The sequence below is a fragment of the Bradyrhizobium yuanmingense genome (assembly GCF_029167105.1).
GTDB classification, from domain to species: domain Bacteria; phylum Pseudomonadota; class Alphaproteobacteria; order Rhizobiales; family Xanthobacteraceae; genus Bradyrhizobium; species Bradyrhizobium yuanmingense_A.
On sequence record NZ_JARFML010000016.1, the window covers coordinates 108448 to 129366 of the forward strand.

At 64.7% G+C, this 20919-nt stretch carries 25 protein-coding genes; 18 read left to right on the forward strand and 7 right to left on the reverse strand.

Translation table 11 applies throughout. The features are described 5' to 3' along the window. Nucleotides 1-18 precede the first annotated feature (18 nt). From P0R31_RS21855 to P0R31_RS21880, 6 genes are all read left to right on the forward strand, one after another. Nucleotides 19-1020, forward strand: coding sequence for a TRAP transporter substrate-binding protein (locus P0R31_RS21855; RefSeq protein ID WP_275516208.1), 1002 nt, complete (start codon nucleotides 19-21; stop codon nucleotides 1018-1020). A gap of 9 nt (nucleotides 1021-1029) precedes the next feature. After that, nucleotides 1030-1623 (forward strand): TRAP transporter small permease subunit, encoded by a 594-nt coding sequence (locus tag P0R31_RS21860; protein ID WP_275516209.1) that lies wholly within the window; start codon nucleotides 1030-1032, stop codon nucleotides 1621-1623. A 31-nt stretch (nucleotides 1624-1654) separates the two neighbouring features. Further along, the gene (locus tag P0R31_RS21865; RefSeq protein WP_275516211.1) at nucleotides 1655-2959 is read left to right on the forward strand and encodes a TRAP transporter large permease; all 1305 of its coding nucleotides are present in this window, start codon (nucleotides 1655-1657) and stop codon (nucleotides 2957-2959) included. Between the two features lie 323 nt (nucleotides 2960-3282). Then, entirely contained in the window at nucleotides 3283-5001 is a 1719-nt protein-coding gene (locus P0R31_RS21870; protein WP_275516212.1) for a pyrroloquinoline quinone-dependent dehydrogenase, read from the forward strand. A 114-nt stretch (nucleotides 5002-5115) separates the two neighbouring features. Then, nucleotides 5116-5430, forward strand: a complete 315-nt coding sequence (locus P0R31_RS21875; protein ID WP_275516214.1) for a c-type cytochrome — start codon at nucleotides 5116-5118, stop codon at nucleotides 5428-5430. Between the two features lie 17 nt (nucleotides 5431-5447). After that, nucleotides 5448-6215, forward strand: coding sequence for a substrate-binding periplasmic protein (locus P0R31_RS21880; RefSeq protein ID WP_275516215.1), 768 nt, complete (start codon nucleotides 5448-5450; stop codon nucleotides 6213-6215). Nucleotides 6216-6251: 36 nt separating this feature from the next. On the opposite strand, the gene P0R31_RS21885 is transcribed toward P0R31_RS21880, so the two are convergent. Next, entirely contained in the window at nucleotides 6252-6896 is a 645-nt protein-coding gene (locus P0R31_RS21885; RefSeq protein WP_275516217.1) for a glutathione binding-like protein, read from the reverse strand. A gap of 108 nt (nucleotides 6897-7004) precedes the next feature. Here P0R31_RS21885 and P0R31_RS21890 point away from each other — a divergent pair, with 108 nt between their 5' ends. After that, nucleotides 7005-7685: a TetR/AcrR family transcriptional regulator gene (locus P0R31_RS21890; RefSeq protein ID WP_275516218.1), complete on the forward strand. Its 681-nt coding sequence runs from the start codon at nucleotides 7005-7007 to the stop codon at nucleotides 7683-7685. A 15-nt stretch (nucleotides 7686-7700) separates the two neighbouring features. On the opposite strand, the gene P0R31_RS21895 is transcribed toward P0R31_RS21890, so the two are convergent. After that, nucleotides 7701-8666, reverse strand: coding sequence for a 2-hydroxyacid dehydrogenase (locus P0R31_RS21895; protein WP_275516219.1), 966 nt, complete (start codon nucleotides 8664-8666; stop codon nucleotides 7701-7703). 139 nt (nucleotides 8667-8805) lie between these two features. Between P0R31_RS21895 and P0R31_RS21900 the strand changes: the two genes are divergently transcribed. The 4 genes from P0R31_RS21900 (at nucleotide 8806) to P0R31_RS21915 (ending at nucleotide 11625) form a co-directional block, all read left to right on the forward strand. Next, entirely contained in the window at nucleotides 8806-9174 is a 369-nt protein-coding gene (locus P0R31_RS21900; protein WP_275516221.1) for a YciI family protein, read from the forward strand. After that, nucleotides 9171-10457 carry an RNA polymerase sigma factor gene (locus tag P0R31_RS21905; RefSeq protein WP_275516222.1) on the forward strand — a complete coding sequence of 429 codons (1287 nt, stop codon included), beginning with the start codon at nucleotides 9171-9173 and terminating at the stop codon, nucleotides 10455-10457. Before P0R31_RS21900 ends, P0R31_RS21905 begins: the two co-directional genes overlap by 4 nt. 185 nt (nucleotides 10458-10642) lie before the next feature. After that, on the forward strand, nucleotides 10643-11182 hold the full coding sequence (locus P0R31_RS21910; RefSeq protein WP_275516223.1) for an SRPBCC family protein: 540 nt from the start codon (nucleotides 10643-10645) through the stop codon (nucleotides 11180-11182). 29 nt (nucleotides 11183-11211) lie between these two features. Beyond that, nucleotides 11212-11625 (forward strand): VOC family protein, encoded by a 414-nt coding sequence (locus P0R31_RS21915; protein WP_275516224.1) that lies wholly within the window; start codon nucleotides 11212-11214, stop codon nucleotides 11623-11625. A 91-nt stretch (nucleotides 11626-11716) separates the two neighbouring features. Here the strand turns inward: P0R31_RS21915 and P0R31_RS21920 are convergent, their stop codons facing one another. The 3 genes from P0R31_RS21920 to P0R31_RS21930 form a co-directional block, all read right to left on the reverse strand. Continuing rightward, nucleotides 11717-12067: a hypothetical protein gene (locus P0R31_RS21920; protein ID WP_036041329.1), complete on the reverse strand. Its 351-nt coding sequence runs from the start codon at nucleotides 12065-12067 to the stop codon at nucleotides 11717-11719. A 395-nt stretch (nucleotides 12068-12462) separates the two neighbouring features. Continuing rightward, nucleotides 12463-12900 (reverse strand): hypothetical protein, encoded by a 438-nt coding sequence (locus P0R31_RS21925; RefSeq protein WP_035998510.1) that lies wholly within the window; start codon nucleotides 12898-12900, stop codon nucleotides 12463-12465. 88 nt (nucleotides 12901-12988) lie between these two features. Beyond that, nucleotides 12989-13777, reverse strand: a complete 789-nt coding sequence (locus P0R31_RS21930; RefSeq protein WP_275516227.1) for an SDR family NAD(P)-dependent oxidoreductase — start codon at nucleotides 13775-13777, stop codon at nucleotides 12989-12991. 269 nt (nucleotides 13778-14046) lie between these two features. Here P0R31_RS21930 and P0R31_RS21935 point away from each other — a divergent pair, with 269 nt between their 5' ends. From P0R31_RS21935 to P0R31_RS21950, 4 genes are all read left to right on the forward strand, one after another. Further along, nucleotides 14047-14451, forward strand: a complete 405-nt coding sequence (locus P0R31_RS21935) for a YciI family protein (protein ID WP_225126608.1) — start codon at nucleotides 14047-14049, stop codon at nucleotides 14449-14451. A 49-nt stretch (nucleotides 14452-14500) separates the two neighbouring features. After that, entirely contained in the window at nucleotides 14501-14866 is a 366-nt protein-coding gene (locus tag P0R31_RS21940) for a YciI family protein (RefSeq protein WP_275516229.1), read from the forward strand. A gap of 213 nt (nucleotides 14867-15079) precedes the next feature. Further along, nucleotides 15080-15820 (forward strand): TetR/AcrR family transcriptional regulator, encoded by a 741-nt coding sequence (locus P0R31_RS21945; protein WP_275516231.1) that lies wholly within the window; start codon nucleotides 15080-15082, stop codon nucleotides 15818-15820. 121 nt (nucleotides 15821-15941) lie between these two features. Further along, nucleotides 15942-16433 carry a DUF2852 domain-containing protein gene (locus tag P0R31_RS21950; protein WP_036041312.1) on the forward strand — a complete coding sequence of 164 codons (492 nt, stop codon included), beginning with the start codon at nucleotides 15942-15944 and terminating at the stop codon, nucleotides 16431-16433. 134 nt (nucleotides 16434-16567) lie between these two features. Here the strand turns inward: P0R31_RS21950 and P0R31_RS21955 are convergent, their stop codons facing one another. After that, nucleotides 16568-17731 (reverse strand): acyl-CoA desaturase, encoded by a 1164-nt coding sequence (locus P0R31_RS21955; protein ID WP_275516234.1) that lies wholly within the window; start codon nucleotides 17729-17731, stop codon nucleotides 16568-16570. 278 nt (nucleotides 17732-18009) lie between these two features. Here P0R31_RS21955 and P0R31_RS21960 point away from each other — a divergent pair, with 278 nt between their 5' ends. Beyond that, the gene (locus P0R31_RS21960; protein ID WP_275516236.1) at nucleotides 18010-18759 is read left to right on the forward strand and encodes a serine O-acetyltransferase; all 750 of its coding nucleotides are present in this window, start codon (nucleotides 18010-18012) and stop codon (nucleotides 18757-18759) included. A 7-nt stretch (nucleotides 18760-18766) separates the two neighbouring features. On the opposite strand, the gene P0R31_RS21965 is transcribed toward P0R31_RS21960, so the two are convergent. Beyond that, complete coding sequence (locus tag P0R31_RS21965; RefSeq protein ID WP_275516238.1) at nucleotides 18767-19285, reverse strand: DUF2231 domain-containing protein; 519 nt, start codon at nucleotides 19283-19285, stop codon at nucleotides 18767-18769. Between the two features lie 420 nt (nucleotides 19286-19705). Here P0R31_RS21965 and tolQ point away from each other — a divergent pair, with 420 nt between their 5' ends. Both tolQ and tolR read left to right on the forward strand, forming a co-directional pair. Continuing rightward, a complete protein-coding gene (gene tolQ / locus P0R31_RS21970) occupies nucleotides 19706-20422 on the forward strand; it encodes a protein TolQ (RefSeq protein ID WP_008546343.1) in 717 nt (238 codons plus the stop codon). A 43-nt stretch (nucleotides 20423-20465) separates the two neighbouring features. Then, nucleotides 20466-20915: a protein TolR gene (gene tolR / locus P0R31_RS21975; protein WP_275516240.1), complete on the forward strand. Its 450-nt coding sequence runs from the start codon at nucleotides 20466-20468 to the stop codon at nucleotides 20913-20915. The last annotated feature ends 4 nt before the right edge of the window (nucleotides 20916-20919 follow it).

Consider the following 20919-nt stretch of genomic DNA (forward strand, 5'->3'; position numbering starts at 1 on the left):
GGTAAACGGAGGGGAGCAATGATTACGCGACGGAACTTCACTGTGGGCGCAGCGACGCTGCTCGCCGCCGGCCACATCTCGACCCGCGCCCGGGCGGCGGCGACAAGCTGGGACATGTCGACGGTCTGGCCAGACGGCAATTTCCACACCCAGAACGCGATGGCCTTCGCGGAGGAAGTGAAGAAGCAGAGCGGCGGTGCGGTCGCCATCACCGTGAAGGCCGGCGGCCAGCTCGGCTTCAAGGGGCCCGAGCACCTGCGGGCCGTGCGCGACGGCCTCGTGCCGCTCGCCGACGTCCTCAACATCCAGCAGGTCGGCGACGAGCCCTTCATGGGCGTCGAGAGCATCCCCTTCCTCTGCGGCTCCGTGGACGAGCTCAAGGTGCTGCACAAATATGTGCGGCCCGAATATGAGAAGATCGCCGCGCGCAACAACCAGAAGATCCTCTACATCGTGCCGTGGCCGACGCAGTATCTGCATCTGAAGACGAAGGTCGCCGACGTCGAGGGTCTCAAGAACATCAAGATCCGCGTGCCCGACAAGAACGCGGTCGAGATGCTCAATGCCATCGGTATGGCGGCGGTAATGATCCCCTGGGGCGAAACGATCCCCGCACTCGCCTCCGGCGCGGTGGCCGGGGTCTCCACCTCGTCGGTGTCCGGCGTCGACGGCAAGTTCTGGGAGTTCCTGAAATACGTCTACCCGACCAACCATGTCTGGTCGTCGCAGATGCTCACCGTCAATCTCGATGCCTGGAAGGCGCTCGGCGCCGATCAACAGAAGCTGGTCGCTGACATCGCGGCGAAGATGGAGCCCGGCTTCTGGGCCAATTCGCTCAAGGCCGATGTCGACAGCCTCAACCGCCTCAAGGAAGGCGGCATGGAGGTGGTGCCGGTCTCGGACGCCATGATGAAGGACATCCGGGCCAAGACTGCGCCGCAGTTGGATGCTTTCCTCAAGCGCGTGCCGGCAGCGGACAAGCCGGTGCGGGCCTATCTCGCCGAAATCAAGCGCGGCTGAGGGCGCGGCGTGGAGAGCCTTTCGCCCGAAGCATCGCAAAGCCTCAACGCAGCGGCGCCCGCGCCGCTGCGCATCGTCCTCGACGGCATCGATCGCCTCGGCCGGCTCGACGGCTGGATCGGCGGCTCCTGTCTCCTGATGCTGACGCTGTTGATGCTGTGCGAGGTCGCGACCCGCTTCCTCTCGAACTTCCTGCCGTTCTTCCCGCCGACCATCTCGATCGCGTGGGAATACTCCTCCTATCTGATGGCGGCGGCCTTCACTTTCGGCGCCGCCATGACCTTGCGCGTCGGCGGCCACATCCGCGTCGTGCTGCTCCTGAAGAACGCACCCGTGCCGGTGCAGCGCGCGCTCGAGATCCTCTCGGCGGCGGCCGGCTTCGCCTTCATGGCGTTCCTGACCATGGCCATGGTGAAATTCGCCTGGAGCGCTTTCCTGCGCGGCCAGGTCTCGACCTCGAGCGACACGCCGCTGTGGTTTCCGCAAGCGATCGTCACCTTCGGCATGTTGCTGCTGACGCTGCAGTTCCTGGCGCGTGCGATCCAGGCTGCGCTCGGCCTGCCGCTGGAGGATCATCGCATGAAGGCCTCGCCCGTCGAATGACCGCCTTGCCCGCATCCGGATCCGAGATCGCATGACCATCGAAGTCGTCGCCCTGTTCGCGATCCTGTTTGTGCTGCTGGCTTGCGGCGTCTGGATCGGCCTCACGCTTGCGCTGACCGCGACGCTGCTGCTCGCGATGTTCCGTTCGGTCCCGCTCGACAAACTGCTGCCGCAATACGCCTGGAACATCCTGACCACGCAGGAGCTGCTGGCGCTGCCGCTGTTCATCTTGATGGGCGAGTTGCTTTTCCGCACCCGCCTGTCGCGCTCGCTGTTTCAGGGATTGGCGCCCTGGGCCGGGCTGCTGCCCGGCCGCCTGCTGCATGTCAACGTGATCGGCTGCACCATCTTCGCGGCGATCTCGGGCTCGTCGGCGGCGACGACGCAAGTGATCGGCCGCATGTCGCTCAACGAGCTGTTGCGCCGCGGTTATTCCCGCGACATCGCGATCGGCTCGCTCGCCGGCGCCGGCACGCTCGGCTTCCTGATCCCGCCCTCCAACATCATGATCATCTACGGCGTGCTCGGCGACGTCTCGATCCTGAAGCTGTTCACGGCGGGCGTGCTGCCGGGCTTCCTGCTGGCCGTGACCTTCATGGCCTGGGTGATGCTGCATACGCGCCTCAAGCCCGCGATGGTGCCGGAGGCGGAAGCCAAGCTTTCGCAGGTGCCGTGGAGCGAGCGCTTTGCAGCACTGAAGGATCTCGCGCCGGCGCTGTTCCTGATCGCATGCGTGCTCGGCTCGATGTATGGCGGGCTCGCAACGCCCTCGGAGGCCGCCGCGGTCGGCGTGCTCGGCGCTGGCCTGGTTGCCTGGGCGCAAGGCGCAATGTCGCAACAGGTGATCCGCGACGTGCTGATCGGCTCGGTCGTCACTTGCTCGATGATCGCGCTGATCGTGCTGGGGGCCTCGATCCTCGGCAATGCCGCGGCCTTCCTCGGCATCCCGCAGGCGGTGGCCGCGTTCGTCAAGGGCCTCGGCCTGTCGCCCTTCATGCTGATCGTGGTGCTGATCGTCTTCTATCTCGTGCTCGGCTGTTTCCTCGACGGCTTCTCGATGATCGTGATGACGCTGCCGATCGTGCTGCCGATCGTGAAGGGAGCAGGCTTCGACGAGGTCTGGTTCGGCGTCTTCCTTGTGCTCGCCGTGGAGATGGCGCAGATCACGCCGCCGGTCGGCTTCAACCTGTTCGTCATCCAGGGGCTGACCGACGACGGTCTCGGCTATATCGCCCGCGTCACGATGCCGTATCTCATGATCATGATCGGATTCGTGCTGCTGCTGACGCTGTGGCCGGGCATCGTCACGATTCTGCCGAAAGTGCTTTACGGATAAGACGACTTGTTCCGGGATCGGCGGATCGAAAGCAAAAACGGTCAGCGCCGCTGCCGTTTCAAGTCGCCCTACATCGAATCGACTTCGGCGCGCATTCCATATTTGCACGCCCTGTGATCCGTCGTAGAGTGTGACGGCAAGCAGAAGTACAACAGCAACCACTCCGGTGAACGTGGCTCCTGGGCGCGATGCGCCGAGGAGGGGACGTCTGTTGACGATTCGGTCCGATAGAGGACGATCGACGCACACTGAACAGCAAATACCCCTCGCAAGCCGCGTTCACGAGACGCAATCAACAAACACAAGAGCGGGAGGAAGTGCAAATGAGGAAGCAATGGCTCAGCTCGGTCTTGCCTGTCGTCGTCGTTGCGACGTTTGCAGCGACGGCGGCATTGGCTCAGTCCGTGGATACGGCCCGTATCGAGGCCGCCGGCCAGAACGATTGGCTCACCTATCACGGTTCGTACAAATCCCATCACTACAGCCCGCTTGCGCAGATCAATTCGAGCAATGTCGGCAATCTGAGCGTGGCGTGGATGCACATTCCTGGGCGATCGACGCGCGGCCTGCAGTCGATGCCGCTCGTCGCCGACGGCGTGCTGTACTATTCGGGCTCTTACAGCCGCGTCTTCGCGCTGAACGGGGCCAGCGGCGAGGTCATCTGGTCGTTCTTTCCGGAGCTGGATGAGGCGCTGATCAGCCGGCAGACCCACTCGCCTTACAATCGCGGCGTCGCTCTCGGCGAAGGCAAGGTCTTCGTCGGAACGATGGATGGGCGTGTCTTCGGGCTGGACGCCAAGACCGGAAAGGTTCTCTGGGAAACCAGGCTGATCGACTCGCAGAAGCTGACGGTCGGCTTCACCGGCGCGCCGCTTTACGCCAAGGGCAGCGTGATCATCGGCGCGCAAGGCGGCGAATGGCCGGGCCGCGGCCCGATCTTCGCGCTCGATGCCGCGACCGGAAAGAAGAAGTGGGAGTTCCTCACGGTCGCAGGCACCGAAGAGGCCATGAAGACCTGGGGCAACGAGTCCTGGCGCACCGGCGGTGGCGGCGGCTGGATGCCGGGCACCTACGATTCCGAGACCAACACCATCCTGTGGGGCACTGCGAACCCGGCGCCGCTCTACGATTGGTCGGGTCCGGACTACAAGACCCAGGGCGCGCGTCCCGGCGACAACCTCTACACGAGTTCGGTGATCGGGCTCGACATCGATACCGGCAAGCTGAAATTCTACCATCAGGAACTGCCGCACGATGCCTGGGACTTCGACAGCTCGGTCGGCGAATTCGTGATGCTCGAGCGTGACGGCCAGAAATACGTGGTCCATCCGAACAAGGGCGGCTTCGTCTTCGTCTACGACCGCAATCTCAAAGTGAAGAACGTCTGGCGCCTGGTCGAGAACATCAACTTCGTCAAGGATATCGATCCCAAGACCGGCGCCCTGATCGGTCGCCGCGATTTCCCGGTCGGCAAGGTCACCGAACCGCCGCTGTGTCCGTTCATCGGCGGCGGCATCAGCTGGAACGCCGGCTCCTACAGCCCCAAGACCGGTCTCTATTACAAGATCGGACAGGAATGGTGCATGACGCTGGATATCCAGAAGACGACGCCGGTCACCACGCCGCAGGTCCAGCTCAACATCGGTGCCGATTTCAAGATGGTGCCTCCTCCGGGTGGCGAGATCTACGGACATCTCGACGCGCGCGATCCCATCACGGGCGCGAAGAAATGGGAGGTTCGCTATCCCGAGCCGCCGCTCGGAAGCGTGCTGTCGACCGCGGGCAACCTCGTCTTCGTGCCTGATTCGCGTGGCGTGCTGCACGCCTATGATGCCGAAACCGGCGCCGAGCTATGGAGGCACAACAACGGCACCGGCCATCAGGGCGGCATCGTCAGCTACTCCGTCGGCGGCAAGCAATATATCGCCGTGACGGCAGGCTTCGGCGGGATGCTGGCGGACGAATATGCGCCGAACTTCGGCGGCGTCTACAAGAGCATGCCGCGCGACGATGGCGCCTTGGTCGTCTTCAGCCTGAAATAGTCTGCCGCAGATGTTCTGATCATGGAGCGGGCGCAAGCCCGCTCCTCGATCGATGTCGCGGCCGCGTGACTCAGGAATGGAGCGTAGCTGTTGAGACTGCCTTGCAAGACGATTTTGGCGGGGCTGGGCGCCTCGTTGCTGTGGGCAGCGATGGCCCAGGCGCAATCCGCCACACCCGCGCCGGAGAACGCGGCGTTCGAGGTCGAGCAGGTGTTCGCGGGGACTTGCGGCTTCTGTCACTCCGACGGCGGCCGGGCCCCGGGCAAGGGGCCGCAACTGATGAATTCGCCGCGCGACGACGACTATATCCGCAATCGCATCAAGCTCGGCAAGCAAGGGGCGATGCCGGCGTTCGACGGTGCCTTTACCGACGCCCAGATCGACCAGATGGTCAAGTACATCCGCGCCCTGAAACCGCGCGACGGTTGAACCGCAGGGAGCGCGGAATGAAGGCATTTGTCCCGGTCATCGTCGCTGCCGCCATCGTCCTGTCGGGGCAGGCGGCGGCGCGACCCTTGGAGGCGATCCGATCCAGCGGCGTGATCGGGCTCTGCGCACATCCCAATTCGCTGCCCTTCGCGCACAAGACCGGCGATCCGCCCGGCTTCCAGGTCGAACTCGGTCGGGTGCTGGCACGCGAGCTCGGTGTCTCGTTGAGGCTCGATTGGATCATCACGCAGTACCAGATGCGCAGCGCCGGCTGCGACATTCTTCTGGACGTCATCGCCGATCGCGAAGCGCAAGGCGAAACCCGCCTGAGAATCTCCAAACCGTATTATCGCACAGGCGTCGCGCTCGCCGTGCCGTCATCCAGCACGCTCACGTCCTTCGCCAGCCTCAACGAGTCGACCAAGGTGGGCGTGCAGGTTGGATCGATCGCAGCCATGATCATCGCTCAGCGGCGCGTGCCGATATCGACCTTCGGCTTCGAGAGCGACAGTCTGGAGGCGGTGTCGAACCGCGAGATCGATGCCGCCGCGGTCACGCCCACCGCCGCCAGTTATTTCAATCTGACCCATCCGGACAATCCGCTCCGGATCCTCGATCGCGACGAGAGCACGGCCGATCTGAACTGGAATGTCGGCGTCGGCATGGTCCGCCCGGACGACGCGTTGCGCGAAGCTATCGACGCCGCCGTGGAACGGCTGCGCAGCGACGGCACGATCGACCGGATCTACCGTCGCTATGGCATCGCGCTGCAGGCGCCGAGATAGCGCGCTGCCGCGCGAATACGGAGCTCGCGTGCGGCCTCAGGCTGCGGCCTTCTTCCGCGCGAGCTCGGCCTTGTACAGCTCGAACTCCTCCGCGATCGCCTTGGCAATCGAAGGTCGCTGACGCAGCCGCTCGTGATACGCCTTCAGGTTCGGCCATTTCGCAAGCTCGATCGGCGGCGTCGCCATGGTCCAGTTGATGACCGTGACGAGATAGGCATCGGCCACGCTGAAATGGTCGAGCAGGAACTCGCGCCCTTTCAGGTAATTGTCGAGATAGTCGAGCCGCGACAGGTTCTTCTCCAGGGCATAGGTCTTCGCTTCCTGCGGCGCCTTGCGGTCGAGCATGGGGATGAACAGACCCTTGTGCAGCTCGGTGCCGATGAAGCAGAGCCATTGATGCAGCCGGGTGCGTTCGATGCCGGCGCTCGCGCCGAGGCCGGCTTGCGGGAAACGGTCCGCGACATATTGCAGGATCGCGGCGTTCTCGGTCAGCACCATGCCCTCGTCGGTGCGCAGCGTCGGCACGAGTCCGATCGGATTCACGGTGCGGAAGTCGGAGCCGTCGTTCAGCACCTTCTTGGTCGGCGGATCGACTTCGAGGTAGTTCGCCTCGGCGCCCGCTTCATACAGCGCGACGCGTGTCGCCATCGAGCAGGCAAGCGGCGAAAAATAGAGATCCATCTGTAGCCTCCTTGGGCAATTCCTCTCTTGGGATGTCGCTCAACCTGGCCAGATTGATTATTGTACCATCTTGCATAATATGGGTGCGGTCAAGGATTATCTTGCGAAATGGTACAAAAATCGAAGCCGCCAGCTGCTGCCAATCAGCCCGAGCGCCGCGGCGAGCCCGAGCGTCGCGGCGGGCCTAAGCGCCGCGGCCGTCCGCGCGCCTACGAGCCCGATGTTGCGCTCGGCAAGGCGCTCGATCTGTTCCGCAAGCAGGGTTTCGCGGCCACCTCGCTCGACGATCTCAGCGCAGCAACCGGCATGAATCGGCCGAGCCTCTACGGCGCCTTCGGCGACAAGCGCGAGCTCTACATCAGGAGCTACCAGCGCTATCGCGACGAGGCGAGCGCGGCGATGGTCGCGATCTTCCGCGAGGAGATGCCGCTGCGCCAGCGGCTGGAGCGCATCTACGCAGCCGCGCTTGACATCTATCTGTCCGGCGACACCGGGCCGCGCGGTTGCTTCACGGTCGTCACCGCGGTCTCCGAGGCGGTCGGCGATCCCGAGATCCGCGCCATGGTGCTGGACGGCCTCACCGGGCTCGACAAGGGGTTTGCCAGTTGCTTCCGCCGCGCCAAGGAGAAAGGCGAGCTGCCGGAGAGCGCCGATCCGTTCGCGCTGGCGCAGATCGCATCGGCCACCATCCACACCATCGCCATCCGCTCCCGCGCCCGCGTGCCGCGCAAGGAGCTGGAGGCGATCGTGAAGGGGGCGATCGACGTGATGGTGGGCGCCAAGAGCTAGGCCGCAAGCGAACCCTCAATACCCCCTTGCGCGGTCGACCACGTTCTCCAGCGCGCCGCCCGCCTCGAACCGGGTGATCTGCTCGGCGACATAGGCCGAGATCGCATCCGCGTCGGTGTCGGCGGCATTGTGCGGCGTCAACACCACCTTGGGGTGGGTCCAGAACCGGCTGTCCTTCGGCTGCGGCTCCTGCACGAAGACGTCGAGCGAGGCGGCGCCGAGCGTGCCGTCGTCGAGGCAGGCGAGAATATCGGCCTCGTTCTGCAGGCCGCCACGGCCGGCATTGATCAGCACCGGCGCGCCGAGCGGGCTGGTGCGATTGAGCTTTTTGAAGACCTCGCGGTTGAGGATGCCGTGCGTGTCTGATGTCAGCGGCAGCAGGCAGACTAGGAGATCGGTCTTGCGCAGGAACGCGTCCATTCCGGCGGCGCCATGGAAGCATTCAACGCCTTCGATCGTGCGCGGGCTGCGGCTCCAGCCGGCGACGCGGAAGCCGAGCCGCCGCAGCACGTCGGCCGCATCGGCGCCGAGCGTGCCCAGCCCCATGACGCCGACCGTGATCGCGCTCGCCGCCCACTGATATCTGGGCTCCCAGCGCTTCTCGCGCTGCGATTGCCGGAGGTAAAGCTCCTGGCGGTGATGCATCAGAACGTGCAGCACGACATATTCGGTCATGCGATTGGTGAGATCGGGCACGGCGACGCGCACCAGCGGCACCTCGGGCAGGCTCTTGTCGGCCATCAGCGCGTCGACGCCGGCGCCGAGGTTGAAGATCGCCCGCAGATTGGGGAACGCCCCGAGATCGCCCGGCACCGGCTTCCATACCGCCGCATAATGCACTTCCGCCGGATCGAGCCCGGCGTCCGGCAGCAGCACCACGCGGCGGTTGCCGCAGACCGCGTCGAAGCGGGCCTTCCACCGCTCCGGCAGCCAGTTCTGCTGCGTGCTGTTGATCAGGACGGCCAGTGTGCCCATAGTCATTCGAAGTGCCTCTTTGGTTCCGCTCGAGAAAGCCCTCCTTGGCACGATCTGCCGGATTTTTCTTGCAAATTTTTTCCGCAGCGCTGTCGGCGCGGGGCATATTGGCGCGTCTTCAGAACAGACGAGGGAAGTGCCGCCCATGCTCTACGCCATACTTTGCTATCACGATGAGGATTTCGTCGGCTCCTGGAGCAAGGAGCAGGACGAGGCCGTGATGAAGAAGCTCACCGTGGTGCAGGAGAAGCTCATCAGGCAGGGTCGGCTCGGGCCGGTGGCGCGGCTGTTGCCGACGACCGCGGCGGCGACGCTGCGCAAGGAGGATCCGCCGCTGGTGCTCGACGGCCCCTATGCCGAGACCAAGGAGCAGCTGCTTGGCTTCTACATCGTCGACTGCAAGAATCTCGACGACGCGCTCGACGTTGCACGCGAGCTGGGTGCCGCCAATCCCGGCGGCGCCTATGAGGTGCGTCCCGTCGGCGTGTTCCGGCCCGGAGGAAACCTGACGTGAGCGAGGCCGATACCGCCTGGATCGAGACTGCGCTGACTTCGGCGCGCCCCCAGGCGGTCGGCGCGCTGCTGCGCTATTTCCGCGATCTCGACACCGCCGAGGAGGCGTTTCAGAACGCCTGCCTGCGCGCGCTCAAGACCTGGCCGCAGAATGGGCCGCCGCGCGATCCCGCGGCCTGGCTGATCATGGTCGGCCGCAACGTTGCGATCGACGAAGTGCGACGCGCGCGCAGGCAGCAGCCGCTGCCTGAGGACGACCAGGCGATCTCCGATCTCGACGACGCCGAAGGCGAGCTGGCCGAGCGGCTCGACGGCTCGCACTATCGCGACGACATCTTGCGGCTGATGTTCATCTGCTGCCATCCCGGACTGCCGGCGACGCAGCAGATCGCGCTGGCGCTGCGCATCGTCTCGGGCCTCACGGTGAAGCAGATCGCCCGCGCGTTCCTGGTCTCGGAAGCGGCGATGGAGCAGCGCATAACGCGCGCCAAGGCAAAGGTGGCCGAGGCCGGGACGCCGTTCGAGGCGCCGGGCGCGGTCGAGCGCTCTGAACGGCTCGCCGGCGTCGCGGCGATGATCTACCTGATCTTCAATGAAGGCTATTCGGCGAGCGGTGACACCGCGGAGATCAGGAAGCCGCTGTGCGAGGAGGCGATCCGGCTGGCGCGGCTGCTGCTGCGGCTGTTTCCGAGCGAGCCGGAGATCATGGGCCTGACCGCGCTGATCCTGTTGCAGCACGCGCGCAGCGCGGCGCGCTTTGCCGCGGACGGGTCGCTGATCCTGCTGGACGATCAGGATCGTTCGTTGTGGAACGGCACCATGATCGCGGAGGGCCTCGCGCTGATCGACAAGGCGATGCGCCACCGCCGCAGCGGGCCCTACCAGATCCAGGCCGCGATCGCCGCACTGCATGCGCGCGCGGCGACGCCCGAGGAGACCGACTGGACCGAGATCGACCTGCTCTACGGCGCGCTCGAAGTGGTGCAGCCCTCGCCAGTGGTGACGCTCAACCGGGCGGTCGCGGTCTCCAAGGTACGCGGGCCGCAGGCCGCGCTCGAGCTGATCGAGCCGCTGGCGCCGAAGCTCGCCAATTATTTTCATTTCTACGGCGTGCGCGGCGCTTTCCTGATGCAGCTCGGCCGCAACGACGAAGCCCGCGTCGCCTTCGACCGCGCCATCGCGCTCGCCAACACCTCGGCCGAAGCCGCCCACATCCGCATGCATCTCGATCGCCTGATCCGGGACAGCCAGCCGAAGGCAAAGGAAAGCGCCAAGGCGAAGTGACCCCGGACGCGTCATTCCGGGGCACCCGAAGGGTGAACTCTGGTGCGCAGTTTGCGCACCTGAGAATCTCGAGATTCCGGGTTCGGTCCTGCGGATCGCCCCGGCATGACGACCAAAAAACATTCCGTCTCATGTCGGCCCGTGCCGTTCCCCTTCGTCTTAATCCCGTACCAGGGGAGCCATCCATGCTGAAAGCCATTGCCGTCATCGCCATCGTTCTCGCCGCCGGCCTTGCCGCGGTCCTCGTCTTCGCCCTGACGAAACCCGATACCCTCCGTGTGGAGCGCTCGCTCGCCGTCAACGCGCCGGCGGCTGCGATCTATCCGCTGGTTGCCGATTTCCATCGCTGGACCGCCTGGTCGCCCTATGAGACCCGCGATCCCGCCATGAAGCGGACGTTCGGCGGAACCGCGGCGGGGAAGGGTGCGACCTATGCCTGGGAGGGCAACAACAAGGTCGGCGCCGGCCATATGGAGATCCTGGAGGCGACCGGGCCCACCAAGCTCCGCATCAAGCTCGATTTCGAGCGGCCGTTCGAAGGCCACAACACCGCCGAGTTCACCTTTGTGCCGCAAGGCGATGCCACACTGGTCACATGGGCGATGTACGGTCCGGCCCCGTTCCTGTCCAAGCTGATGCAGGTGTTCTTCAACATGGACAGCATGATCGGCAAGGATTTCGAGGCGGGTCTCGCCGGCCTGAAGAAGCTCACCGAGAAGCAATAGGCTTCGCGCAAACGAAGAGGAGAGAAACGATGCTCAATCCCTATCTGTTCTACCAGGACAATTGCGAAGCAGCGTTCAACTATTACGCCAAGGTTCTCGGCGGAAAGATCGACGCAATGATGCGCGCATCGGATGCTCCGCCGGAGGTTCCGGCCACGCCCGGCCGCGAGAAGATGATCATGCATGCGCGCATGTCGCTCCCCGACGGCAGCGTGCTGATGGCGTCCGACGCGCCGGCCGAGCACTTTCAAAAGCCGCAGGGCTTCTCGATCTCGGTTACGGTCAAGGACCCTGCAGATGGCGAGCGCAAGTTCAACGCGCTTGCAGACGGCGGCAGCGTCACCATGCCCTTCAGCAAGACGTTCTGGGCCAAGGGCTTCGGCATGTGCGTCGACAAGTTCGGCATTCCCTGGATGGTGAATTGCCCGGCCGAGGGCATGTGACGGGCGCGACCGTCGCATGCGATCCCCTCTCTCCAATGCTGCGGGAGAGGGGACGTACGCTACGTCACGGGCCGATCGGCCGTTTGTTTTCTCACCGGATGGATCCGGTGACGTCCTCGGGCGGCGGCGACGATTCCACGCAGCGAGGACAGATCACGAGCTTGGCGCCGAGCTTCCTGTCGTTCTCCGCCTGTATCTCGTCCTGGACCGCCCACCACGCCTCGGAATAGGGGCGCAATGTGCCGAGCACTTTTTCGCGCTCCTGATTGGGATCACTTGCAGCCGGCGCGCCGGTCGTGACGCGCCGCTTGGCCACATGCGGACGGTTCGGATCCTTGCCGAGGCCATCCCATGCAATGGCGCGGCGTTCTTGCGCTGGCGCCTCTGCGCATCCGATCAGCGCTGTGCAAAAAGTGAGCACGATCAAGCCGTGTCGAATCATGCCGGGCTTTTGCCTCCATAAGAGGCGCGCAGAATCTGCGTGAGACACGCGCACCGTCGGGTCAATGGAACTCAAGGCAAAACAAGCTTGCCGGCATGGCCGAATATGAGTCGTGCTTTCGCATCACTTTGCGGACGCAGTGAGGCCGCTTCGTGAAGCGAGCTGCATCGCACAACAATTGGCGCAAGATTGGGCTGTGCTCTGCACGTCAGAATCGTTATTGGTGAGTCATAAAAGCTACAAACTTGGGATGGACGTCACGCGGAAGGAGCGACCGATGGCGGCGGCGCTACAGATCAACTTTGCTCTTTGGGGAATGCTCATTTGCGCTAGCGCGAAGCTGGCGCCAGTGATCCAGACGCTGTTTTGAAAGCGGTTGGCGGCTGCCGGCTGTATCAGCGGCAACGCGGATAGATCGCGGCGAGATCGCGGCCCTTCAACAGCAGCAACCGCGAGGTCAGACCGCCACGTCGGCTGATCCAGTCGCGCACCGGGCCGGGATAGGCGGCAAGCACCGCGACCGATGCTTCCGGCTCGGCATAGAAGCGGCCGCGCCGGTCAACCGAGCGTGCGGCATGGAAGCCGAGCACGGCGCGCTTGGTGACGCAGATACGCTCGCCCGGCACGATGCTCAGCACCAGCGTGCAGGCGGACAGGCAGGGGCCGTCGATCACCACGCGCTCGCCACTGTCGCGGACCTTTTCGAACAGATCGAGGAACGGCCCGACCTGTCCGCCCGGGGACTGGATGATGCGGATCTCGGCCGCCGCGGGCGCGGCGGCGAGCAGCGCGGATGCAAGCATCAGGGCTTTGAGGAAGGTGATGCGTTGCATGAACTCTCCACCAACTCGCTTTCGTAGGGTGGGTTAGCCGACGGATGCGCGAGGCGCATTCCGTTGGCGTAACCCACCCTACAAGATTCTACCAGTTGCGCCTTTGCCCGCGCAGCGTCGGCAGGCCGATGCCCGCCGCATCGAAGCCGCCGTCCACGGCCAAAATTTGGCCGGTGATGTAGCTCGCACGGCTCGAGCACAGGAAATAGATCGCTTCCGCGAGTTCCTCTTCCAGGCCGTAGCGGTTGAGCGGAATGGCGTCGTGATAGTCGGCGCGGATCTCCTTGGTGTGAACCTGCTTCGCCATCGCGGTGTCGACCGGCCCCGGTGCGACCGCGTTGACGCGGATGTTGAGGGAGGCGAGCTCGACCGCGAGCTGCTTGGTGAGGTGTGCAAGGCCTGCTTTGCTGGTGCCGTAGGCCGAGCGCAGCGTCGAAGCGCGCACGGCCGAGATCGAGGTGATGTTGACGATGGCGCCGCCACCACCGTCGCGCATCAGGGGCACCGCCGCCTTGGTGCAGAGGAACGGTCCGGTGAGGTTGACCTCGAGCACGCGGCGCCAGTCGGCATCCGACGTCTCCATCAGCGGCGCGAACACCGCGATGCCGGCATTGTTGACCAGCGCGTCCAGCCGGCCGAACCGCCGCGCGATCGTCGTCATTGCGGTGCTGACTGCGGCCGCGTCGGCGACATCGCAGGTCAGCGCCAGCGTCGCCTCGCTCTGGCCGATGTCCGCGACCGCGCGGCCGAGCAGTTCGTGCTCGATGTCGAGCAGGGCCACGCGCCAGCCCTCGGCCAAGAATTTCTTCGCGGTCGCAAGCCCGATGCCGCGGGCGGCACCGGTGACGAGGGCGACTTTTTGCGGGGCTTGCGGCATTGGCTAGTCTGTCCTGCGTCCGGGAGCGGCGTGCGAGAGCGCCGGCCCCTTTTACTGCGCTTTCGTTCCGGCATGAAAGGCCTCGCCGAGCCGATCGAGCCCGATGCGGCCCAGAATGCGCCAGCCGCGGCTGCGCTCTGCGGGCTCGAAATAATAATTTCTGTCCCGCTGTCGGCCCGGCAGAACGCCGTTCGTCTTGGAGGTGAGCGCGGGCCAGCCGTTTCCGCCCGCAGGACATATCGGAGCGACTGAGACAGCGAGGAAATCCCATGCGATTCATGATGCTGATGATCCCGCTCGGCTACGAGAACGCGCCGCCGGAGGTGCAACTCGATCCCGAGCGCGTCGCCGCGATGATGCGCTACAACGAGGCGCTGAAGGACGCAGGCGTGCTGATCACGCTCGATGGGCTGCACCCGCCGTCGACCGGGGCGCGCGTCTCGTTTGCGACCGGCCAGCCCATCGTCACCGACGGGCCCTTCGCGGAAGCCAAGGAAGTCCTGGGCGGCTATTGGATGATCGAGGTCGCCTCGCGCGCCGAGGCGATCGCCTGGGCCAAGAAATGTCCCGCTTCAGCCAACGAGATCATCGAGGTCCGCCAGGTGCAGGAGATGGCCGACTACTCGCCCGAAGTGCAAGAGATCGTCGCCGGGTTTGGCGACCTGAAGACATAAACGAAACAGCCGCTGCACGATTTCCCAAGCAACCTGAAGGAGAAAATCAATGAGCACCGGACACAAATTTCTCGCCATCTATCTCGGCAGCACGAGCGGATCGAAAATGGCGGCGTGGCGCGCGCTGCCCGAGGCCGAGCGGAAGGCGAAGGAGCAGGAGGGCATGGCCGCCTGGCACGGCTGGGTCGAGAAGCACAAATCCGTGATCGTCGAGATGGGCGGGCCGCTCGGCAAGACCCACAGGATCGACGGGAGCGGCATCACCGAGGTCAGCAACGCGCTGACCGGTTTCACGGTGGTGCGCGCCGCCTCGCAGGAGGACGCTGCAAAGCTGTTTGAGAACCATCCGCATTTTGCGATCTTTCCGGGCGAGGCGATCGAAGTCATGCCCGTGCTGCCGATTCCGGAGATGTAGCCCTGAGCGGATAGGTATCCGGGCGGCCAAGTGGGCCGTCATTCCGGGGCGGTCCGCAGGACCGAACCCGGAATCTCGACATTCTCAGGTGCGCAGGCGCGCACCGTAGTTCGGCTCTATGAGCCGCCCGGAATGACTGCGGAGAATACGGGGTTAATCACGAGCGATTCCCGCTAGTGACCTTCACGCCCGGCTCATGTAAAGCTCGTTCACATGAGCTGGCGCAAGGAGCAGCGCCGCGCCGAGCGCGGCTATCACCACGGCAATCTGAAGGAAGCCCTGTTGCAGGCGGCCCTCGGGCTGATCGCCGAGAAGGGGGCGGCCGGCTTCACCTTCGCCGATGCCGCGCGCATGGCCGGGGTCAGTGCGGCCGCGCCCTACCGGCATTTCCGCGACCGTGACGAGCTGCTGTCCTCGATCGCCCAGCGCGGTTTCGAGCAGTTCGAGGCGCGCCTGTCGGCGGCCTGGGACGACGGGCGGCCCGACACGGTCACCGCCTTCGAACGCGTCGGCAAGGCCTATCTCGCTTTCGCCCGCGCGGAGCCGGCCTTCTACAACGCGATGTTCGAATCGGGCGTGCCGGTGGATGCCAATCCTGCGCTTCAGGCCGCCAGCGAACGCGCATTCAACATTATTCGCGCCGCAGCCGAGCGGCTCGCGGCCCTGACGCCGCCGGGCACGCCGCGGCCGCCGGCGATGATGATGGCCTTGCACATCTGGTCGATGGCACACGGCGTGGCCTCGCTGTTTTCCCGCGGCGATGCCGCGCGCCGCAAGCTGCCGATGTCGCCGGACGAGCTGCTGGAGGCCGAGGTGCTGATCTATCTGCGCGGCCTCGGCTTCCCGACCGACCGCCGTCCCACAGGCAAGGGCGCCGAGCCGCCGCCGGTGCCGCCGGAGGCTCCCTCCGGTTCGGGCCTGCCGCCCGGCAGCCCCTGGGGTAAGCCGAAATAAGATTGCGCAAATAATCACGCGGGCGTGTCTTGCTGCCAGCTTGACAAAATCGCGGGATGGTCTAGCTATGTAAATGTTATTTACATTCACAACGGCGCTGGTGCCGTGATGGAGAAGGGAAATGGCCTACACCGCTGATGTCAATCGCTGGCGCGGCCCGTCGAACCAACAGCAATATTACGAGCGCCCCCGCATGCTGGACACGCCCTGGCATCCCGGCTGGATCGCCGTGACCATTCTCGGCTTCATCATCTGGTGGCCGATCGGACTTGCCCTTCTCTTTTTCACACTTGGGAGCAGAAGAATGTCGTGCTGGAGCAATCAGGATCGCTGGCAGAACAAGATGGAAAAGATGCAGTACAAGATGGATCGCATGCGCGACCGCATGGAGCGCCGCGGCTTCGGTTTTGGCTTCGGCCCGCCGTCCTCCGGCAACCGCGCCTTCGACGAGTATCGCAGTGAGACGCTGCGCCGGCTCGAGGAAGAGCAGGTCGAGTTCAAGAACTTCCTCGACCGCCTGCGTCACGCCAAGGACAAGGAAGAGTTCGATCAGTTCATGGCGCAGCACAAGACGCGTCCGACCCCGCCGCCGACCGACCAGCAGCAGGGCTGATCCGAAGAATTGCACGTCTCAAAGCCTTCAGGCGCATGCCCCCAAGTCCTGATGGCCCCGAGCCGCCCGTCTGCGCAACCCGCAGGCGGGCGGTTTGGTTTTGGGGGCGAGCGTAAGCGGACGGCCGCGATGGTTCAGGTCGTCGCCGCAAGCTGCGTGCGAACCGACGCCAGGAAGTGGTCGTAGGCGTGGTCGACGATCTCGTTGAGCGATCGCGTTCGCGCGAACATCGCCTTGGCCTCCGCGAGAAACTCCTCGCGTGTCGGGATCTTCGGCAGATGCAAATGCGTCAGCGCGTCGACACCTTCATGCGCGCGATTGAGGATGTCGTGCAGCGTCGGCAGCTGCAACTGGGCGAGATCGGCCCGGCGGCGTGCCGACGAGATCGCATGCGCCAGGGTTTGCGCATCGAACCGTCCGGCGAGCTCGCGAGCCGCCCGCTGGATGACCCGCGCGCCGAGCGGCTGCTCGTTGCGCAGCACCTGTTCGGGCGGCGCCTTCATGCTCCAGACGACGCCGATCCACGACAGCAGCGTCAGGATGTAATAGGTCACGTCGACCTCCCACCAGCGAAAGCCCTGTCGCACGCTGCTCTGGTAGGCGTGGTGATTGTTGTGCCAGCCTTCACCCAGCGTGAACAACGCCAGCAGCCAGTTGTTGCGGGAATCATCGCCGGTCACGTAGCGCTTGCGCCCATGCACATGGGCGAGAGAGTTGATGCAGAAGGTCGCGTGATAGAGCAGCACCGTGCTCCAGAGAAAGCCGACGACGAGGCCCGACCATCCTGCGATCAGGAAGCAGAGCCCTGCCAGCACAAACGCCGGCAGCAGCTCCAGCCGATGCAGCCACATCAGCTCGGGATAGGCGGCGAGATCGCCGACCTTCACGAGGTCGGTTGCGTCGTGCTGCCGGTAAAAGATCCAACCGAGATGGCTATAGAGGAAGCCGCGGTGACGCGGTGAATGCACGTCGTTTTCGGTGTCGGAATGCAGGTGATGGTGGCGATGTTTGGCCGCCCACCACAACACGCTCTTCTGGGCGCTGCTTTGCGCAAGGCAGGCCAGGATGAACTGAAACACCCGGCTGGTCGCAAACGCCCGATGCGAGAAATAGCGATGGTAGCCGGCTCCAATCGCGAACATCCGCAAGCAATAGAGTGAGACGCAGATCGCGACCGCCTGCCAGGTGACGCCCGACCAGATGGCCGCAAGGCAGCCGAGATGGACCAGCAGGAACGGCAGGGCGGATGGATACATGATGTCGTCGTGCTGGTCGTCGGCGGGGGCGTTGGGCGACATATTTGAGCGTGACCTCGGATGACGTGGATTCGGAACTGGATTCGGCAGCTTGACGTCCGGCGGGTACCAAAACCCGCGGATGCCACCGCGGGCTTCGGCCGAAGGCTGGCCGTAGCTCTCTGGCAAGCAAGCCCGTAGCCTTACGGGGAGCATGGCGCACAGGTGGCCGCGCGTGTTGCCGACGCCAATTGGCGCGCAGGCGGCCTGCGTCCTATATTCGACAGCGAGAAGCAAGCGTCAAAACACCGCAGGCGGCAATGCGGACGGAGACTGCAATCATGGCGAGCGACAGCCTCTGGCAGGAGATACGCGGCGAGGCGCGGCGCGCCGCAGCGGCGGATCCCGTCTTCGGCAGGGCTGTCGCCGATGCCATCCTTGCCCATGACGATTTTGCCGCTGCCTTGGCCGATCTGATCGGGCGTCGGCTGGGCGGCAGCGCCGCCGATCGCGAGCGCTTCACGACGTTTTCCCGCGATGCCTTTCGCGGCCAACCGGATCTGGTCGAAGCGGCCGGCCGCGACCTGCGCGCCATCGTGCTCCGTGATCCCGCCATCGCCGGATTGTTGCCGCCGCTGCTGCACTTCAAGGGCTATGTCGCGCTGCAGTCCTGGCGCGTCTCGCACTGGCTATGGCGTCATGACCATCGTGATGCGGCGCTGCTGTTGCAGAACGAGGCTTCGAACGTCCTGCAGGTCAGCATTCATCCGGCCGCGAGCCTCGGCTCGTCGGTCTATCTCGACCATGCCACCGGCATCGTGATCGGTGCCAATGTCGTCATCGGCGACGAGGTGACCATCCTTCAGAATGTCAGCATCGGACGCCATGGCGACCTGCCGATGCGCTCGCCTCGCATCGGTCGCGGCGTGTTCATCGGCTCCGGTGCGACCATCCTCGGCGACATCGAGATCGGCGACTTCGCCAAGATCGGCGCCGGGACTGTCGTGACCGGTGACGTGCCCGGCGGCTGCACCGCAATCGGCAATCCCGCGCGGCTCACCAATTGCCTTGCGGCCGCTTCGTCCGCTTGACTGTCGCTCAGGCGGCGCGGCGGTGGCTTTCGCCGCCATGTTGCGGATTGACCGGCTCCGAGCTGGTCTGGCCCGGCGCATCCAGCACCGCGACGTGGTGGCGATAGACCATTTCCCAGCCCTTCCATCCCGTGAACAGGAGGATGCCGACCACGACCAGGGACAGCACGATGCCCCAGGGGTTGATCGCCGCCTCCGCGCCTTGGGCGTAGCGGAGATAGAAATTGACCAGGGCCAGCACCACCGCCGCGAGATTGCCGACCAGGTGGTACCAGGCATCGTTCAGGCGGCGGATGCGCGGCTCGCTGAAGAAGTCGGTGAAGCCGGCCACGGCGGCAACCAGCGCCATGACGATGCCGGCGCCGATCAGCCACATCGCGGCGCGCGCCCAAAAACCGTCGCCGGTTCCGATGAAGGCGAGATCGGCGATGGGGGCGCCGACCAGGAACGCGACGGGGAACGGGATCAGCATGGGATGGAGCGGGTGATCGCCGATCGCGGCGGTCGTCTTGGGGTTGATGGACATGGCAGGACCTCGCTGAGAGTGATTTTCCGGACAATTTTGGCGCGAGAGCAGGTTCCTCCGGCCGGAGCGTCCGGAACACGGGATCCGGGTCCATCCCCCTGCACGGACTGCCTTTCCTGCAACCAAATGCGCCGCCGGTAACCCCGCATTAACCATCGGCGGGCTCTGGTATGTGCGGACAGGCGTGCCCGGAGCCCGACGTCAAGGCCTGGGGTCGAGGCCCCTTAGTTTTGACATCTTGGCGGGGAATGCAGGCGGCCGGCTTTTGACGAGCCTTTGGACGAGCCCTGCACCCCAGAAAGACAAGGCTTTGAGCGGGCTTGCCCGCCGCGCGGATCCAGCGCGGCTGTTGGGGAACACCGGCCGCGATTTGCTGGCCGAGGGACATTAGGTAACGATCGCCTTGAGAGGATACTGCTTATGAATCCGGCCGAATTGGCTCAGTCAGCCCTTCCGGTTGCTGCCTCCGCCGACGTGTCGCTGATCGCGCTGTTCTGGCAGGCTCACTGGATCGTGAAAGCGGTGATGCTGGGGCTTCTGGCCTGCTCGGTCTGGGTCTGGGCGATCGCCATCGACAAGATCTTTCTCTACGCGCGCACCCGCCGCTCGATGGACCGGTTCGAGCAGGCGTTCTGGTCCGGCGAGTCGATCGAGGAGCTCTATCGCACGCTGTCGGCCAAGCCGACGCATTCCATGGCGGCCTGCTTTGTGGCGGCGATGCGCGAGTGGAAGCGCTCATTCGAGAGCCATGCCCGCTCGGTCGCAGGGCTTCAGATGCGCATCGACAAGGTGATGAACGTCTCGATTGCGCGCGAGGTCGAACGGCTGGAACGGCGCCTTCTGGTGCTGGCGACCGTCGGCTCCGCCGGCCCCTTCGTCGGCCTGTTCGGCACGGTCTGGGGCATCATGTCGAGCTTCCAGTCGATCGCGGCCTCCAAAAATACCTCTCTGGCGGTGGTCGCCCCCGGTATCGCCGAGGCGCTGTTTGCGACCGCCGTCGGCCTTATCGCCGCCATTCCTGCCACTATTTTCTACAATAAGTTCACCTCCGAGGTGAACCGGCAGGCCCAGCGGCTCGAGGGCTTTGCTGATGAATTTTCAGCCATTCTGTCTCGTCAGATCGACGAGCGGGGCTGACGGACGGCATATATAGTGTGAAGGGCAATCTGGACACGCGATCATGGCCATGAACGTTGCGAGTTCGTCCGGCGGCGGCGGGCGCCGCGGCCGGCGCAAGCCGGTCGTGGCCGAGATCAACGTCACGCCGATGGTCGACGTCATGCTGGTGCTGCTCATCATCTTCATGGTGTCGGCACCGATGTTGACGGTCGGCGTGCCGCTCGACCTGCCCCAGACCCAGGCCAAGAGCCTCGAAAACAACGACCAGAAGCCGATCCAGATGTCGATCGATATCAAGGGCAAGGTGTTCATCAACGACACCGAGATCCCGATCAACGACTTGATACCCAAGCTGAAGGCGATCACCGATGCGCGCGGCGGCCTCGAGGAACGCATCTATCTGCGCGCCGACAAGAAGGCGGATTACGGCACCGTGGCCAAGGTGATGGGCCAGCTCTCGGGCGCCGGATTCAAGAAGCTGGCGCTCGTGACCGAGGCGGATCAGGGATAAGCCG